This is a genomic window from Micromonospora sp. NPDC050686 (genome assembly GCF_040654475.1).
Classification (GTDB): Bacteria; Actinomycetota; Actinomycetes; order Mycobacteriales; family Micromonosporaceae; genus Micromonospora.
Map to the genome: position 1 here is coordinate 1 of NZ_JBFAID010000027.1, position 14,120 is coordinate 14,120.

The window sequence follows — 14,120 nt, forward strand, 5'->3', positions numbered from 1 at the left end:
GAGGGTGTCGAGGTCTTGCGTCACAACATGATCATCGACACCCTCTCTTCATGCCCAGACATCGACCCCTGACATCGGAACTACTCGTCTAGGCGCCCGCCGGGGTGGGCGCGCGGCGGCCGGCGCGAGCCCGGCGGGCGTCCAGGCGGTGGCCGGGGCACACCGGCCGCGAAGGAGTGACCCGCGGGCCGGGGCTCGCTTCACGAGCGCGGGCAGCCGGTACCTCGTGCCGACTGCCCGCCGCGTCGGGTACCACCGGGTCGGGCCGGCGCGGTGTGCCGGCCCGTCCCCGATTCCGTCCGATCAGTCGTCGTCGCCGTGACCACCGTGGTTGTCGCCGCTGCGGTCGCCGTGGTCATCATCGCCACGGCCACTGTGGTCGTCGCCCGTGTGGTCGTCGCCACCTCGGCCACCGTGGTCGTCCCGCCCGGTCCCGTCGTCGCTCCGCACGGCGGTCGCCGGCGCCCGCAGCACCCGCCCGGTCGCCGCGTCCACGTCCACCCGCAGCCGGGCGTCGTCCCGGACGATCCGCACGCTCCACACCGCGCGGCCGTGCTCGGTCCCGGCCTCGACCTTCACGACCCGGCCGCCGCCGGTCCGCGCGAGCGCGACCTGGACCGCGCGGTCGTGTCCCGCCGAGGCGCCGGCCGGCACGTCACCGGCCGGCCGCGCGGCACGCGTCGCGGTCCGGGCGGCGTCGTCCCCGTTCGTCGGGTGGTCGTCGGGGCGGCCGGCGGCGTCGTCGCCGTTCGTCGGGTGGTCGTCGGGCCGGCCGGCCCGGTCGTCGCCCGGCTCGACCGTCGCGTGCCGGCCGGCCGGTGCCGGGGCGGTGTCGGCTGCGGCGGCGCCGAGGCCGAGCGCGGTGCCGGTCACCGCGGCCACCGCGCCGGTGGCCAGCAGTACGAGTGCGGTCCTGGTCATCGTGAACCTCCTGCGGTCGTTGATGACCTGAGGTTCGCGCGTTGCGGGATAGCGGCGCGCTGTGCGGACCCTAAGCGGAGGTAAAGGCGCGCGGCGGACCCAGTTCGAGGGTCACCCGCAGGCCGCCGCCGGGCCGGGGGGCGAGGGACAGCCCGCCCCCACTGGCCAGCCCGGCGCGCCGGGCGATGTCCAGCCCGAGACCGGTCGAGCCGGCGGAGCTGGCCCCGCGGCGTACCGGCCCGTCGTCGGGCCCGTCCGCCGCTGCCGGCCCGCCGGGGTCGCCCTCGGCCAGGCCCGGCACGCCGGGACCGTGGTCGGTGACCAGCAGCGTCGCGCCGCCCCCGGGCCGGGACCGGAGGGCGACGGCGAAGGCGGTGCCGTCCGGGGTGTGCGCGAAGACGTTGCCCAGCAAGGCGTCCACCGCGGCGGTCAGCTCGTCGGCCGGCGCCCGGACCGGCAGCGGTCCGGGAGGCAGGTCCAGCCGCACCGCCCGGCCGGTGTCCTCGGCCAGCACGGACCAGAACGCCACCCGGTCGCGGACCACCGCCGCGGCGTCGCAGCCGGCCGCCGCGTCGCCGTCGCGGCGCCACCGGGCCTGCCGGATCAGCCCGCTCACCGCGCGTTCCAGGGCGTCCACCCGGGCGCCGACCCGGGCCGCCTCGGCCGGGTCGGTCAGCGACTCCGCCTCCAACCGCAGCGAGGTCAGCGGCGTACGGAGTCGATGCGACAGGTCCGCCACCTGTTCGCGTTCGTCCTGCAGCAACTGCTGGATGCGTTCGGCGAGGTGGTTGAGCGCGCCGGCCACCTCGCGCAGCTCCGGTGGCCCGGCCGGCCGGGCCCGAGCGGTCAGCTCCGCCCCGGCCAGCCGGTGCGAGACGGCCGACAGCTCGGTGATCGGGGCGATCAGCGTACGAGCCAAGCGGTCGGCGACGGCGAGCCCGACCAGCAGCAGGGTGACGCCGAGGCCGGCCAGCACCAGCCAGGCGCGGGCCACGCCACGGGTCAGCTCGGCGCGCGGCACGAAGGTGCGGATCACCGCGTTGCCGTCCTGTCGCCCCCGCACCGCCACCACGATCTCGGCGCCGTCCGGACCGGCCACGGTCAGGCTGCGGCCCGCCGTCGCCGCCAGCCGGACCGCCGGGGAGCGGCCGGCGGGCGTGCCGAGCACCGTCCCGTCCGGCAGGAACACCGTCATCGGCCGGCCGGAGGTCGCCGCCAGCTGCTCGGCGCTCAGCCCGAGCCCGGCCGGGTCGGCCGCTCCGACCAGGGCGATCAGGCTCTGCGCCTCGGTGGTGGCGGCCACCAGGGCCCGCTCCTCGGCCACCCGGCGCAGCAGCACGGCCAGCGGCACCAGGAAGGCGAGCAGCACCAGGCACATGGTGGCCGCCACCAGCAGGGTCAGCCGCCGCCTCACCGGGGCGCGCCGAGTCGTACCCCGACGCCGCGCACGGTCTGCAGGTAGCGCGGCTCCCGGGCGGTCTCGCCGAGCTTGCGGCGCAGCCAGGACAGGTGCACGTCGACGGTCTTGTCGGCGCCGCCGTACGGCACCTGCCAGACCTCGGTCAGCAGCTCGCGCTTGGTCACCACCTGCCCGGGGCGCCGGGCCAGGTAGTGCAGCAGGTCGAACTCGCGGGGCGTCAGGTCCAGCGGTTCGTCGGCCAGGCTGGCCAGCCGGGCCGCCGGGTCGACCCGCAGGTCGCCGACGACCAGCACCGCCGGCTGCGGCGGCCCGTCGCCGCCGCGGCGCAGCACGGCCCGGATCCGGGCGTCGAGCTGCGCGGCGGTGAAGGGCTTGACGAGGTAGTCGTCGGCGCCGGCGTCGAGGCCGAGCACGACGTCCCGGTCGGCGTCGCGGGCCGTGGCGATGATGATCGGGACCGGGCTGACCGCCCGGACCATCCGGAGCAGTTCCACGCCGTCGCGGTCCGGCAGGCCGAGGTCGAGCAGCACGAGGTCGGGACGGTCGTCGAGGACGGACTGCAGGCCCGCCATCGCGGTCCCGACGGCGGCCACCGCGTGTCCCCGCTCGCGCAGGGCCCGGATCAGCGTCGTACGGATCGCCGGGTCGTCCTCGATGAGCAGCAGGCGGGCCACGCCGGCAACGCTAGCGCCACCCCGCCCCGCGCGGCAGGCCCCCTGACCCGGCCTGCTGGTGGAGTCGACGAATTCGGGCCGGACGAAGGTGTCTTCGGGTCACTCGCCGGTGGGGTCGCGTTCGGCGGCCAGGCGCTCGCATCGTTGGCTGCCCCATGCGCCCAGCGGGCGAAGGGCTTCGTTGAGTGAGCTGCCATGTTCGGTGAGGGAGTAGTCCACTCTGGGCGGTACTTCGCGGTAGACCTCACGGTGGATGAGCCCGTCCTCCTCCATCTCACGCAGGTGCTGGATGAGCATCTTCTCGCTGACGCCGGCGAGGCCGCGCCTGAGTTCGCCGAAGCGGCGGGTGCCGTAGTTGTTCAGCTCCCACAGGATCAGCGACTTCCACTTTCCCGAGACCACGTCCATCGCGGCGTCGATGCCGCAGACGTAGGGGCCGCGCCTGGCGTTCGATCCCATCGAGTTCCCCCCCAGTGCTGGACACTTACCAAAGAGTAAGTATTGAACAAATTAGTGGGTACTAGCCACCACGAAAGTACCCGCGGACGATGGTGATCGGCGCGCCTCTCATGTCACCGAGCAGAACGAAGGAACATCTGATGACCACCAGCACCACCGTCCTGGGGTTGGGGGCGATGGGCACCGCCCTCGCCGGAGCTGCCCTCGACGCCGGCCGACCCACTGTCGTGTGGAACCGCAGCCCACGTCGGGCACAGGCCCTTGGCGGGCGCGGCGCCGTCGTTGCCGGCAATGTGGAGGAGGCGGTGGCCGGCGACGGCGTGATCGTCGTCTGCCTGTTCGACCACCGGTCCGTGCATGACGTGCTCGATCCGGTCGCCGCGGGCCTGTCCGGGCGTACGGTGATCAATCTGACCACCACGACGCCGGACGAGTCGCGCGAGCTCGCCGCCTGGGCCGCCACGTGGGGCATCGTCTACCTCGACGGGGCAATCGTGGCCGTCCCGCAGATGATCGGCGGTCCAGGTTCGGCGATCCTGTACAGCGGCTCGGCCACCGCCTTCGAGCAGCACCGGCCGCTGCTGGACCGGTGGGGCGCCAGCAGCTTCTTCGGGCCGGACGCGGGTCTGGCCGCGCTCTACGACATGGCGATGTTGACCGGCATGTACACGATGCTCGCCGGCTTTCTGCACGGCGCGGCGATGGTTGGCGCCGCGGGCGTGTCGGCGACCGAGTTCGCCGCGGTGCAGGTGCCTTTCCTTGCCGCCATGACCGGCCAGCTGGCTGGCTTCGCCGCGACGGTCGACGCCAAGGACTACGCCGGGCAGGGCCAGCAGAGCCTGCGGTTCACCGAGACGGCGCTGGCCGCACTGCTGCGGGCCACCGCCGAGCAGGGCGTCGCCGTCGAGGTACTCCGGCCGGTGCACGACCTCGTGCAACGCCAGATCACCGCCGGATTCGGCGACCACGGCACCGCCCGCATCTTCGAGGAACTGAAGGGCCCGCGATGAGCAGCACCGACACATCCGCCCCGGTCACCGTGATCGGCCTCGGGCCGATGGGCCGGGCGATGGGCGCCACCCTGCTGCGGGCCGGGCATCCCGTCACCGTGTGGAATCGTACGCCCGGCCGTGCCGACGACCTTGTCGGCGCCGGGGCCGTGCTGGCACCCACACCTGCCGACGCGGTCGCTGCCAGCGGCCTGACCATCATCAGCCTGACCGATTACCTAGCCATGTACGACATCCTCGCCCCGGTGGTCGACGACGAGCGGCGACCTGCCGCACTGCGCGGCAAGGTCCTGGTCAACCTCAGCTCCGATACGCCGGAGGCGTCGCGGCGGGCCGCGGCATGGGCCACCGGACACGGCGCGGGTTTCATCACCGGTGGGATCATGGTGCCCGCTCCCGCGATCGGGAACCGCGGCGCGTACGTGTTCTACAGCGGGCCGGCGGACGTCTTCGACCCGCATGAACCGTTGTTGCGGGTGATCGGCGAGCCGAAGTACCTCGGCGCCGATCCCGGCCTGGCCCAGTTGTTCTACCAGGCTCACCTCGACGTGTTCCTGACCGCCCTGTCGAGCCTCCTGCACGCCACGGCTCTTGTCACCGCCGCGGGCGTCCGGGCGGCCGACTTCCTGCCCGGCGTGCTGACCACCCTCACCGGCATTCCCGCGATGATCGGCGACGGCGCGCAGCTGGCTCGACAACTGGAGGGCGGCGAGCACCCCGGCGATCTCAGCACCGCCCGGATGATGGGCGCGACAGCCGACCACATCGTGCGGACCAGTGCGACGTTCGGCGTCGACGTCGCCCTGCCGATGGCGGTCAAGTCGCACTACGACCGGGCGATCGCCGCCGGCTACTCGACCAGGAACTGGACCGCGCTCTACGAGGTGATCAAGGCCGACGGCTGACTTTTAGCGTTCCCTTGTGCCGGGCTTAACCATCGGCCGGGCACAGTAGGGGAATGGGCCGTCGAAGTCTGTTCGTGACCGTGGGCTGGCTGGTCGCCGCCGTCGCGGCCACCGGCGCCGGGTTGGCCGCCGTCCGGGTGATCGGCGACGGGATCGGGGCCGGGCAGTCCGGGCACGTGGTCAGCGCGGACCAGGTGGCGCGGGAGTTGGCGACGGCCACCGGGTCGCCGGCCCCCGCCGCCACCCCCGCGCCGTCGCGCACCGCCGCGCCGGGCGGTACGCCGGGCGCCCGCCCGCCGTCCGCCGTCCCGACCGCGGCGGCGGCCCGTACGGTGCGCTCCACCCCGGGGGGCACCGTGATCGCCGCCTGCACCGGCTCGATCGTGCGGCTGACCACGTCGCCGGCCCAGGGGTTCCGGGTGGAGCGGGAGGACGGCGAACCGGACGACCACGCGCGGGTCGTCTTCGCCGGGGGCGGGGGGCGGATCGAGGTCGACGTCCGGTGCCGGGCGGGTCAGCCGACCGTGACCTGGAAACGGGACGACTGACGGCCGCCTCAGCCGGGCACCGGTCCCGGCGGCCGGCCCATCGCCGCGCCCAACTCGGCCCGGCTGGAGATGCACAGCTTGCGGTAGACCCGGGCCAGGTTCGCCTCGACGGTCTTCGGGCTGATGAACAACGTGTCGGCGATGGCCCGGTTGGTGCGCCCCTGCGCGGCGAGCCGGGCCACCCGTTCCTCGGTCGCGGTGAGGGCGGTCGGCGCCGGGGCGCGGCGACCGATCCGGGCCAGCTCCGCCTGCGCCCGGTCGGCGAAGGCGACGGCGCCGATCGCGGTGAACTCGGCGGCGGCGACGGACAGCGCGGCGCCGGCCTCCCGCCGCCGGCGGGCCCGCCGGTGTGCCCGGCCCGCGACCAGCAGGCAGCGGGCCCGGTCCAGGGGCAGTACGTCGGCCGGCACGCGAGCCCGGGCGGCGGCCAGTTCGGCCAGCTCGGCCACCGGGTCCGCGCCCGCCGCGGCGGCCACCAGCACCCGGCTGCGGGCGAGCCCGAGGATCGTCCACGGCCGGGGCAGCCGCTCGTGGCGCCGCGCGAGTCGGGCCAGTGCGGCGCCGGCGGTGTCCAGGTCCCCGGCGCCGACGCACGCCTCGATCCAGTCCGGCTCGAAGCGCTGGGCCAGCGGTTCCGCGATGCGCGACCCGTCCAGTTCCGCCGCCAGCGTGCCGTACGCCGCGGCGGCCTCGCTCATCCGGCCCGCCGAGAGGGCGACGAACCCGGACAGCTGGAGGTGGATCCGCCGGCTCCAGGCGTCGTCGAGTTCCGCGGCGCGGCGCAGGCCGCCCTCGGCCACCGCGCCGGCCTCGGGGAGCCGTCCCCGGTAGGCGTCCAGCAGGCCGGCCAGCCAGGTCTCGCCGACCAGGCCGGTGCCGAGCTGCTCGCCCAGCTCACGGGCCGCGGCGATGTGCTCGCCGGCGGTGGTGAACCGGCCGGCCAGCAGCTCCGCCTCGCCCAGGTGGGTGAGCATCTCGTGCTGCCACGGCTCGTCGCCGCGGGCCACCGCCCGGCCCAGCATGTCGTGCAGTCGGGTCCGGGCCCGTACGTGCTCGTCGGTGGCCCGCCACCAGATCGCCGGGATCGACCCGGCGAGCCAGGACGGCTCGCCGGCCTCCAGCGCCAGCCCCCGGTCGAGCAGCTCGGTGCGGGCCGGACGCCCGGCGCGTACCTCGTGGAAGAAGAGCAGCAGCAGCGCCGCGGCCAGCAGGGACCGCTCGTCCGCCCGGTCCGACAGCTGCCCGATGGCCGCCTCGGCGTGCCGGCGGGCGGGTTCCGGGGCGTCGTGGAACAGGGTCAGGTGGGTGTGCACGCGGCCGGCCAGCCGGGTGTCGTCGCCGGCCGCGGCGAGGGCGCGCTCGGCCGTCCGGACCGCGCCGGGCAGGTCGTCGACGCACCAGGCGACCGTGGCGCGCAGCAGCAGCGCCTCCGCGAGCGCCGGCCCGGCCAGCCGAGTGGCCGCGGCCTCCGCGCCCACGCCGGCCGCCGCGTAGTCGCCGCTGTCGAGGTGACACTGCACCGCGTCGAGCAGCCGCCGGTCCCGGTCCGCCGTCGCGTCGGGCGGGGTGAGGTCGGCGGCCCGTTCGTACCAGGCGGCCGCGACGGCGGGCGCGCCACGGGCGCGTTGTCGCGCCGCCGCGGCGGCGAGTTCGGCGGCGACCGCGGCGTCCGGGGCGGCGGTGCACCGGGCCAGTTGGCGGGCCCGTTCGTCCGGGTCGGACACCGCGTCGGCGAGGATCCGGTGCAGCCGCTGGCGGACCCCCGGCGGGACGCCCTCGCGCACGGCGGCGGCGTAGAGCGGGTGGGTGAAACCGATCCGGCTCGGGCCGACGCCGAGCAGTCCGGCCTCCTCGGCCGCGTCGAAGGCGTCCGCGGGCACCCCGGCCCGGGCGAGGTCCGGCAGGGTGGGCACGGTCAGCAGCGCGGCCAGGCGTACCGCGTCCCGGCTGCCGGGGGGCAGCGCGCCGAGGGTGCCGGCGAGCAGCTGCCGCATCGACGACGGCACCGGCAGGTCCTCGCCCGGCGACGGCATCCGGGGCAGCCGCAGCACGGCCCGGGCCAGCTCGATGGCCAGCAGCGGATTGCCGTCGGCGTCCCGGACGATGCGGGCGAGCAGCGGCCGGCTGAGCGTGCCGCCGAGCCGGGCCCGGACGATGTGGTGCAGCGCCCCAGCGCCGAGCGGCGGCACGGCGACCCGGCTGGGCGGCCCGGCGGTGTGGTCGTCGTCGAGCAGGAGCGGGGTGTCGGCCGGGTCGTCGCCGTGGGTGCGGTGGGTGATCAACACCTGTGGCCGGCGGGTGAGCCGGCGCAGCGCGAACCGCAACGCCCGTTCGCTGGGCGGGTCGAGCCAGCAGGGATCGTCGACGGTGAGCAGCACCGGGACGTCCCCGCCCGCCGCCGACTCGAGCAACGAGCGGGTGGCGGCGCCGACGGCCCGCTCGTCGACCACCCCGTCGGCCCGGGTGGCCAGCAGCACCACCTCGGCGGCGACCCGCTGCGGGGGCGGCAGCGCCGGCACCCGGGCGGCCAGCGGCCGCAGCAGGTCGGCGAGCGCGGCGTACGGCAGCACGGCCTCGGTCTCGGTGGGCGCGGCGACCAGCACGAGCCAGCCGGCCTGCTCGGCCCGGGTGACCAGTGCCCGCCACAGCGCCGTCTTGCCGATGCCGCTGGGTCCCTCGACGATCACCGGGGATGGGCCGGCCAGCGACCGCCACGCCTGCTCGACGGTCGCGTCGCGGCCCACCAGGGTGGCACTCATGGCGGCATGGTGGCACGAGCGTGCCAGCGCGCCCAGTGACCCGCCGGTTCACGTCGGGGGGTGTCCGCAGGCCGGGACCTTCGGGGTGATCTCCTCGGCGCTGTGGATGGCCTGGCTCCACTTGGGACCGCTCTCCGTCGGGATGGGCGGGATGACCGGCGCGCGGGAGGGTTGCAGCAGGCTGAGGAACTTGTTGATCACCTTTACGACGGGTTCGAGGATGCGGAAGCCGATGCCGAAGGTGGCCTTCACCCCGATGGCCACGCCCCGGCACTGCGCGTACGGGGCGCCGAGCGCCGAGCCGAGGGTGGAGCCGTAGGAGGTGGTCAGCTCGAAGTAGACGCCGGCGCTGAACAGGAAGGCGGAGATGCCGACGGTGAACCGGACGCCGTGCCGGACGACCAGCCCCATCACGCCCACGGGCACCCCGGTGAGCGAGTTGAGCAGGCTGGTGCGGCGCTGAAACTGCTTGGTGACCCGGGGGCCGAAGGTTCCGTTGGCGTAGCCGAAGCCGAGCTTGCCGGCCAGCGAGTACTCCCCGCCGCCCTTGACGGTGCCGAGCTTGGCCCCGAAGGCGGTGGCGACCTCCAGGGTCTGGCTGACCGTGAACGACAGCGGGATCCCGGCCACCTGCCCGATGGGGAACGAGAAGTCGGCCGCGATGGGGAAGGCCTTCTTGTGGTTCCTGCCGTCCCGGATGCCGCCCTCGAAGTCGACCTTGATGCCGAACCCGCCGCTGATCTCCAGTTCCGCCCGGGTCACCGTGCCGGCGCCGATGGCGAGATGGAAGATGGCGTCGGGGCGCCGGAAGGTGAGCGTGACCGTGCCGAGGAGGCGCACCCCGCCGTCGTCGTAGGTGAAGTGGGCGCCGACCCCGTTGGTGCAGCAGCTCGAGAAGACCCGGTAGCCCTGGGCCCTGGTGGCCGCCTTGCCGTCCCGCCCGGGTGGTGGCTGCACCGGCTGGGCGGCCGGTGCCCGCAGCAGCCCACCTCGCATCGGGCGGCTGCGGCCGAAACTGCTCGGCGTCGCCGGCGAGGACTCGGCCCAGGACGGGTCGCCCGCCGGATAGACCACCGGATCGTCGAGGGTGATCCCCTGCTTGGCGAAGGTGCCGTCCCGGATGACCTCGGTGATGTCCACCGGGCCGATCGTCACCAGCAGGTCGCCGCCGTCCTCGGCGATGTCCAGCACCCGGCCCACCCCGCGCCCGGTGACGAACATGACCTTGCCGGGGGCGAGCTGGTCGGCGTTGCGGGCGCGCCCGTCGATGCGCCAGGTCAGTCCGTCGGAGGTGACCGACCGGATCGAACGGCCACCACCGCCGACGAGGACCACGTCGGGTTGCAGCGTGACGTCCGGGTCGGGGGCGGGGGCGGGGGCGGCCCCGTACCTCAGGTCCTCCTCGCTGGCGGCCGGTGCACCGCCGGACCGCTGCGCGGCCGGGAGCCGGTCGCAGCCGGCGAGCGCGACGGCGACGGTGAGCACGGCGGCGAGCAGGGCCCGTCCCCGGCGGCGCGGCACCGGTGCCCTCACATCCGGCCGGCGACGGTGCGGGCGAGGGTCTCCAGCGGCCGGCGGTTCTCCTCCGGATCGGTGAGCCGGGTCAACCGCACCGCCACCCAGAGGTCGCCCTTCCGGATGAAGAACGCCTCCCCGGTGAGGTGGGCCTCCTCGCCCAGCCCCGGCAGCGGCCGGATCTCGTGCTTGAGCTCGCGCTCGATGTCGAGGTACTTCTTCACGCCGTCGCCGACGTACACCTCGACCTGGGCGGTCGGGCCGGTCACCGGGCCGGTGTAGGTGCAGGTGTCGCGCACCGGGACCGCGTCGTTCAGCTTGGTGCCGGCCAGCTTCTCCGCCTCCGCCTTGGAGACCAGGGCACACGCGTCGGGCAGCTCGGCGGGCGCCGCCTCGCTCGGCTCCGCGGGGGTCGGTTCGGTGTCCAGCGGGTCGGGGGAGGTGGGTGCGGCGGGTGGGGCGGCCGCGGGTGTGCCGGTGGCGGGGCGGGTGCAGCCGGTGACCAGGACGAGCGCGGCCAGCCCGAGGGCCGCGAGGCGCGTGCTACGCATGTCGGGATCCCCGCTCAGCTCGGGATCGCCTCGAGCAGCCGGCGCAGCCGCTGCTCGTAGCCGGCGACGTCGATGCTGAAGCTGCTCATGGTGACGGTGTAGCTGCCCTTGTCGGTGATCATCACGGCTTCCCCCTCGATGTCCTTGGCGGCCACGTACGCCCGCACGCCCCGGTCGACGTCGGTCACCCGCTCGAACCGCTTGCCGGCCTGGTCGTGCTGGTAGTCCCAGGTGGCCTCGCCGGCCAGCCGGGACGCCATGGTGATGGTGAGGCTGGCCACGCCGCGGCCGTCACCGAACAGGCAGTTGCCCTGGTCGGTGAGGGCCAGGCCGGCCAGCTCGGACGCCTGCTCGGCGGTGAAGGGGCACGCCGGCACCGGGTCGGGCTGACCCGCGGCCGGGGCGTCGCCGCCGCTGTCGGCGTCGACGGCGGCGTCCCCACCCGCGGGCGGGGTGTCGGCCGAGCCGGCACAGGCGGCGGGGAGGAGCAGGGCGAGCAGCAGCAGCGGCGCCAGCCGGCGCCGGCCGGCCCACGGGAGGCGGCCGGGGGCAGTGGGTGCGCCGGTGCGGGACGGCGTGGGCAGGTGACGGGCCATGTGACTCACGCTAGGGCGGCGGGCCGGTGCGGGAATCGGGTGATTCCCTATGCCGTCACCGGCCGGCCACCCGCCCGGTCAGAACAGGGTCGACGGCCCGACCGGGGCCGGTTCGGGCAGCGGGGCGACCGCGGGCAGCCGGGCCCGGACCTGCTGGTGGAACCGGCGGGCGAGCTCGGGCGCGTCGGCGTTGTCCGGGGTGTGCACGAACACCGTCGGCGAGCGTCCCTCGCGCAGCCAGCCGGTCACCACGTCGAGCCACGGTTGCCAGCCCTCGACCGTGCGCGCCGGGTCGTCCCGGCCGAGGTACCGGACGACCGGCCGGTCGGTCAGCGCGCGGGTGCGCAGCGGGGTGCGGGGCTTCTTCAGCCACGACTCCCGCTCCGCGTCGCTGGTCGGCGGCGTGCGGAAGAACGCGGTGGTGTCGAAGGGGATCCACTCCGCGCCCACCGTGCCGAGCGTCCGCTCCAGCGCGCGCACCGCCCCGGGGTCGTCGAAGAACGCGGGGTGGCGGACCTCCACGGCGTATCGGTGGGTGGCGGGCAGCCGGCGCAGAAAGCCGGCCAGGGCCGGCACGTCGGTGGGACCGAACGAGGCCGGCAGCTGGATCCAGAGGGCGTGCGCCCGCGGCCCGAGCGGCTCGATCGTGTCCAGGAACACCCGGAGCGCCTCGTCCCCGCCGGTGAGCCGGTGCTGGTGGGTGACGACCTTCGGCAGCTTGAGCACGAACCGGAAGCCCGGGTCGGTCTGCTCCGCCCAGGAGGCCACCGTCTCCCGGGTCGGCGTCGCGTAGAAGGTGGTGTTCCCCTCGACCGCGGTGCACCAGCCGGCGTACCCGCGCAGCCGCTCCCGGGCCGGCAGGGGATGCGGCAGGAAGCGTCCCGGCCAGGCCCGGTGCGCCCACATCGCGCAGCCCACGTGCAGGCGCATCCGCCCCTCCCCGGTGCCCCGGCGCGGACGGCCCGCGCCGCCGGTACGGTATCCGGCCGGCCCGGGCGATTCCCGGACGCACCCGTCAGGCCGGGGGAAAGTCATTGGTTCCCCCGCCGGGGTCGCCTATGGTTGTGCCCATGTACCTGGCCGGGCTGCCGCTGCGCGCCGCCGTCACCACGGCGGCGCGTCCCGCCGTGCCCGGCCGGCGCCCCGTCGTGCCCAGCCACCGGTGGCCGAGTCCCGTCCCCACCGGCCGTGGCCCCCCGGGATCCTCCCTACCTTCCCGGCGCGGCCACCAGGGCGAAGCTCACGCAGCTTCGGCCCTTTTTCTTTTCCCCGAGAGGATCCCGAGATGAGCACTGACATCCGACCCACCGCCGATCCGGACCGGTACCACGAACTGCGGGCGGCGCTGGCCACCGAGTTCGAGACGCAGACCGCCCGGCTGACCGAGCTGACCGCCGACACCGGCGACCCGGGCGAGGCGCACACCCGCGACGCGCTGCTCTCCGCCACCCGGCAGAACCTGGCGCAGATCGGCGACGCGCTGCGCCGGATGGCCGAGGGCAGCTACGGCAGGTGCGAGCGCTGCGCCGGGCAGATCCCGGCGGAGCGGCTGGAGATCCTGCCGCACGCGGCCCTCTGCGTGCCCTGCCAGAGCAGGCGCTGACCCGTCTCGGCCCGGCGGCGGACCGCCCCCGATGCCCGGTGCCGGCACCGGGGGCGCGCCATCGCGGTCCCCGGCCGGGGACCGCCGCCCGGGTCAGCTGGTGGGGAAGTTGTCCGGGGTACGGATGCGCTCGCGCATGAACGCCCCCGACGGGGTGAGCACCGCGGTGCCGGCGAACGTGCCGCCGGAGCAGGTGCCCGGCTTGAAGGCGGCGCTGCCCTCGGCCGCGTCGGAGTACGTCCAGTTGGCGTAGCTGATCTTCAGCCGGTCGAGCAGGTCGAGCCAGGCGGTGCTGCTGGCCGTGTCGACGGCGCCGTCGCCGGTGTAGGTGACGGCCCGGCCGTACGCGCACCTGCCCGGAGGTTCGACACGGCGAGGCGCGGGAGCGCTCCCATAGGTGAGCGTAGATTGGTCGTGCGCCCGGTGCAACCGGCCGGCGGCACCTGCCCGCGGGCCGGTCCCGGCCGGCCGCGACCGGTGCCCGCTGCGGTATATCGTCGGAGGTCGTGACCATCCCCGAGCTCACCGCCCCCGAGATCACCGTCGCCACCCCGGCGGACCGCGCCCGCGCGCTGGAGTCACTGGTCGCCGCCTTCGCCGCCGACCAGGTGCTGCGGCACCTCTTCCCGGACGACACCAGCTACCCCCGGTACGCCGCCGCGTTCTTCGGCCGGCTGTTCGACAAGCGGGTGGGCCACGGCACAATCTGGACCGTCGGGCGGGGCGCGTCGCTGGCCATGTGGGACCCCCCGACGGCGCGCGACGAACCGTCGGCCGGCTCGCTCGCCGCCGAGCTCCCCGCCGCCGTGCTGGCCCGGGTCGACGCCTACGACGAGACGGTGCACGCCGCGCTGCCGGCGGGCCCGTACTGGTATCTCGGTGTGCTGGGCACCCACCCGGCGCAGGCCGGCCGCCGGTGGGGCCACGCCCTGATGGCGGCCGGGCTGCGCCGGGCGGCCGCGGACGGGCTGCCGGCGGTGCTGGAGACCAGCAACCCGGCCAACGTCGAGGTCTACCGCCGGGCCGGGTGGGAGGTGGTGCGCGAGGTGGCGTCCGGCCCGCTGCCTGTCTGGATCATGCGGCAGTGAACTCGGCCGCGCCGACCCGAGGACTTACGTCCTAGGACGCTCCAGGGGTGGTGACGCGGCCTGACCGCGGG

Annotated in this window: 14 protein-coding genes and 1 pseudogene; 5 read left to right on the forward strand and 10 right to left on the reverse strand. The window is 75.4% G+C overall.

All coding sequences use genetic code 11. From position 1 onward, the window contains the following. Nucleotides 1–303: 303 nt before the first annotated feature. From AB0H57_RS18515 to AB0H57_RS18530, 4 genes are all read right to left on the reverse strand, one after another. A complete protein-coding gene (locus AB0H57_RS18515) occupies nt 304–921 on the reverse strand; it encodes a PepSY domain-containing protein (protein ID WP_357507928.1) in 618 nt (205 codons plus the stop codon). A 70-nt stretch (nt 922–991) separates the two neighbouring features. Further along, nucleotides 992–2,335 (reverse strand): HAMP domain-containing sensor histidine kinase, encoded by a 1,344-nt coding sequence (locus tag AB0H57_RS18520; protein ID WP_357507930.1) that lies wholly within the window; start codon nt 2,333–2,335, stop codon nt 992–994. After that, entirely contained in the window at nt 2,332–3,015 is a 684-nt protein-coding gene (locus AB0H57_RS18525; RefSeq protein ID WP_357507932.1) for a response regulator transcription factor, read from the reverse strand. The genes AB0H57_RS18520 and AB0H57_RS18525 overlap by 4 nt, the downstream gene beginning before the upstream one ends. 99 nt (nt 3,016–3,114) lie before the next feature. Beyond that, complete coding sequence (locus AB0H57_RS18530) at nt 3,115–3,474, reverse strand: helix-turn-helix domain-containing protein (RefSeq protein WP_357507934.1); 360 nt, start codon at nt 3,472–3,474, stop codon at nt 3,115–3,117. Nucleotides 3,475–3,614: 140 nt separating this feature from the next. Here AB0H57_RS18530 and AB0H57_RS18535 point away from each other — a divergent pair, with 140 nt between their 5' ends. The 3 genes from AB0H57_RS18535 to AB0H57_RS18545 are packed head-to-tail and all read left to right on the forward strand — an operon-like array spanning nt 3,615 to nt 5,937. Continuing rightward, nucleotides 3,615–4,484, forward strand: coding sequence for an NAD(P)-binding domain-containing protein (locus AB0H57_RS18535; RefSeq protein ID WP_357507936.1), 870 nt, complete (start codon nt 3,615–3,617; stop codon nt 4,482–4,484). Next, nucleotides 4,481–5,389 (forward strand): NAD(P)-binding domain-containing protein, encoded by a 909-nt coding sequence (locus tag AB0H57_RS18540; RefSeq protein ID WP_357507938.1) that lies wholly within the window; start codon nt 4,481–4,483, stop codon nt 5,387–5,389. Before AB0H57_RS18535 ends, AB0H57_RS18540 begins: the two co-directional genes overlap by 4 nt. Nucleotides 5,390–5,442: 53 nt before the next feature. Continuing rightward, on the forward strand, nt 5,443–5,937 hold the full coding sequence (locus AB0H57_RS18545; protein WP_357507940.1) for a septum formation initiator: 495 nt from the start codon (nt 5,443–5,445) through the stop codon (nt 5,935–5,937). 8 nt (nt 5,938–5,945) lie between these two features. Here the strand turns inward: AB0H57_RS18545 and AB0H57_RS18550 are convergent, their stop codons facing one another. The 5 genes from AB0H57_RS18550 to AB0H57_RS18570 form a co-directional block, all read right to left on the reverse strand. After that, entirely contained in the window at nt 5,946–8,696 is a 2,751-nt protein-coding gene (locus AB0H57_RS18550; RefSeq protein ID WP_357507942.1) for a LuxR family transcriptional regulator, read from the reverse strand. Nucleotides 8,697–8,744: 48 nt separating this feature from the next. Next, on the reverse strand, nt 8,745–10,229 hold the full coding sequence (locus AB0H57_RS18555) for a hypothetical protein (protein WP_357507944.1): 1,485 nt from the start codon (nt 10,227–10,229) through the stop codon (nt 8,745–8,747). Continuing rightward, nucleotides 10,226–10,762, reverse strand: coding sequence for a DUF3558 family protein (locus tag AB0H57_RS18560; protein ID WP_357507946.1), 537 nt, complete (start codon nt 10,760–10,762; stop codon nt 10,226–10,228). The genes AB0H57_RS18555 and AB0H57_RS18560 overlap by 4 nt, the downstream gene beginning before the upstream one ends. Nucleotides 10,763–10,776: 14 nt before the next feature. After that, nucleotides 10,777–11,358, reverse strand: a complete 582-nt coding sequence (locus AB0H57_RS18565; protein WP_357507948.1) for a hypothetical protein — start codon at nt 11,356–11,358, stop codon at nt 10,777–10,779. Between the two features lie 78 nt (nt 11,359–11,436). Then, a complete protein-coding gene (locus AB0H57_RS18570; protein ID WP_357508052.1) occupies nt 11,437–12,264 on the reverse strand; it encodes a DUF72 domain-containing protein in 828 nt (275 codons plus the stop codon). Nucleotides 12,265–12,643: 379 nt separating this feature from the next. On the opposite strand from AB0H57_RS18570, the gene AB0H57_RS18575 reads away from it, so the two are divergent. After that, the gene (locus AB0H57_RS18575) at nt 12,644–12,961 is read left to right on the forward strand and encodes a TraR/DksA family transcriptional regulator (RefSeq protein WP_357507950.1); all 318 of its coding nucleotides are present in this window, start codon (nt 12,644–12,646) and stop codon (nt 12,959–12,961) included. 93 nt (nt 12,962–13,054) lie between these two features. Here AB0H57_RS18575 and AB0H57_RS18580 read toward each other — a convergent pair. Continuing rightward, a pseudogene (locus AB0H57_RS18580) lies at nt 13,055–13,294 on the reverse strand (endoglucanase); the annotation flags it as partial. Between the two features lie 173 nt (nt 13,295–13,467). Between AB0H57_RS18580 and AB0H57_RS18585 the strand changes: the two are divergent. Next, nucleotides 13,468–14,049, forward strand: a complete 582-nt coding sequence (locus AB0H57_RS18585; protein ID WP_357507952.1) for a GNAT family N-acetyltransferase — start codon at nt 13,468–13,470, stop codon at nt 14,047–14,049. The last annotated feature ends 71 nt before the right edge of the window (nt 14,050–14,120 follow it).

Bases quoted from the DNA above. Each gene is read 5' to 3' on its own strand.
- AB0H57_RS18515 (WP_357507928.1), bottom strand. From the start codon at position 921: ATGACCAGGACCGCACTCGTACTGCTGGCCACCGGCGCGGTGGCCGCG.
- AB0H57_RS18535 (WP_357507936.1), top strand. From the start codon at position 3,615: ATGACCACCAGCACCACCGTCCTGGGGTTGGGGGCGATGGGCACCGCC.
- AB0H57_RS18550 (WP_357507942.1), bottom strand. From the start codon at position 8,696: ATGAGTGCCACCCTGGTGGGCCGCGACGCGACCGTCGAGCAGGCGTGG.
- AB0H57_RS18565 (WP_357507948.1), bottom strand. From the start codon at position 11,358: ATGGCCCGTCACCTGCCCACGCCGTCCCGCACCGGCGCACCCACTGCC.
- AB0H57_RS18530 (WP_357507934.1), bottom strand. From the start codon at position 3,474: ATGGGATCGAACGCCAGGCGCGGCCCCTACGTCTGCGGCATCGACGCC.
- AB0H57_RS18545 (WP_357507940.1), top strand. From the start codon at position 5,443: ATGGGCCGTCGAAGTCTGTTCGTGACCGTGGGCTGGCTGGTCGCCGCC.
- AB0H57_RS18560 (WP_357507946.1), bottom strand. From the start codon at position 10,762: ATGCGTAGCACGCGCCTCGCGGCCCTCGGGCTGGCCGCGCTCGTCCTG.
- AB0H57_RS18575 (WP_357507950.1), top strand. From the start codon at position 12,644: ATGAGCACTGACATCCGACCCACCGCCGATCCGGACCGGTACCACGAA.
- AB0H57_RS18540 (WP_357507938.1), top strand. From the start codon at position 4,481: ATGAGCAGCACCGACACATCCGCCCCGGTCACCGTGATCGGCCTCGGG.
- AB0H57_RS18570 (WP_357508052.1), bottom strand. From the start codon at position 12,264: ATGTGGGCGCACCGGGCCTGGCCGGGACGCTTCCTGCCGCATCCCCTG.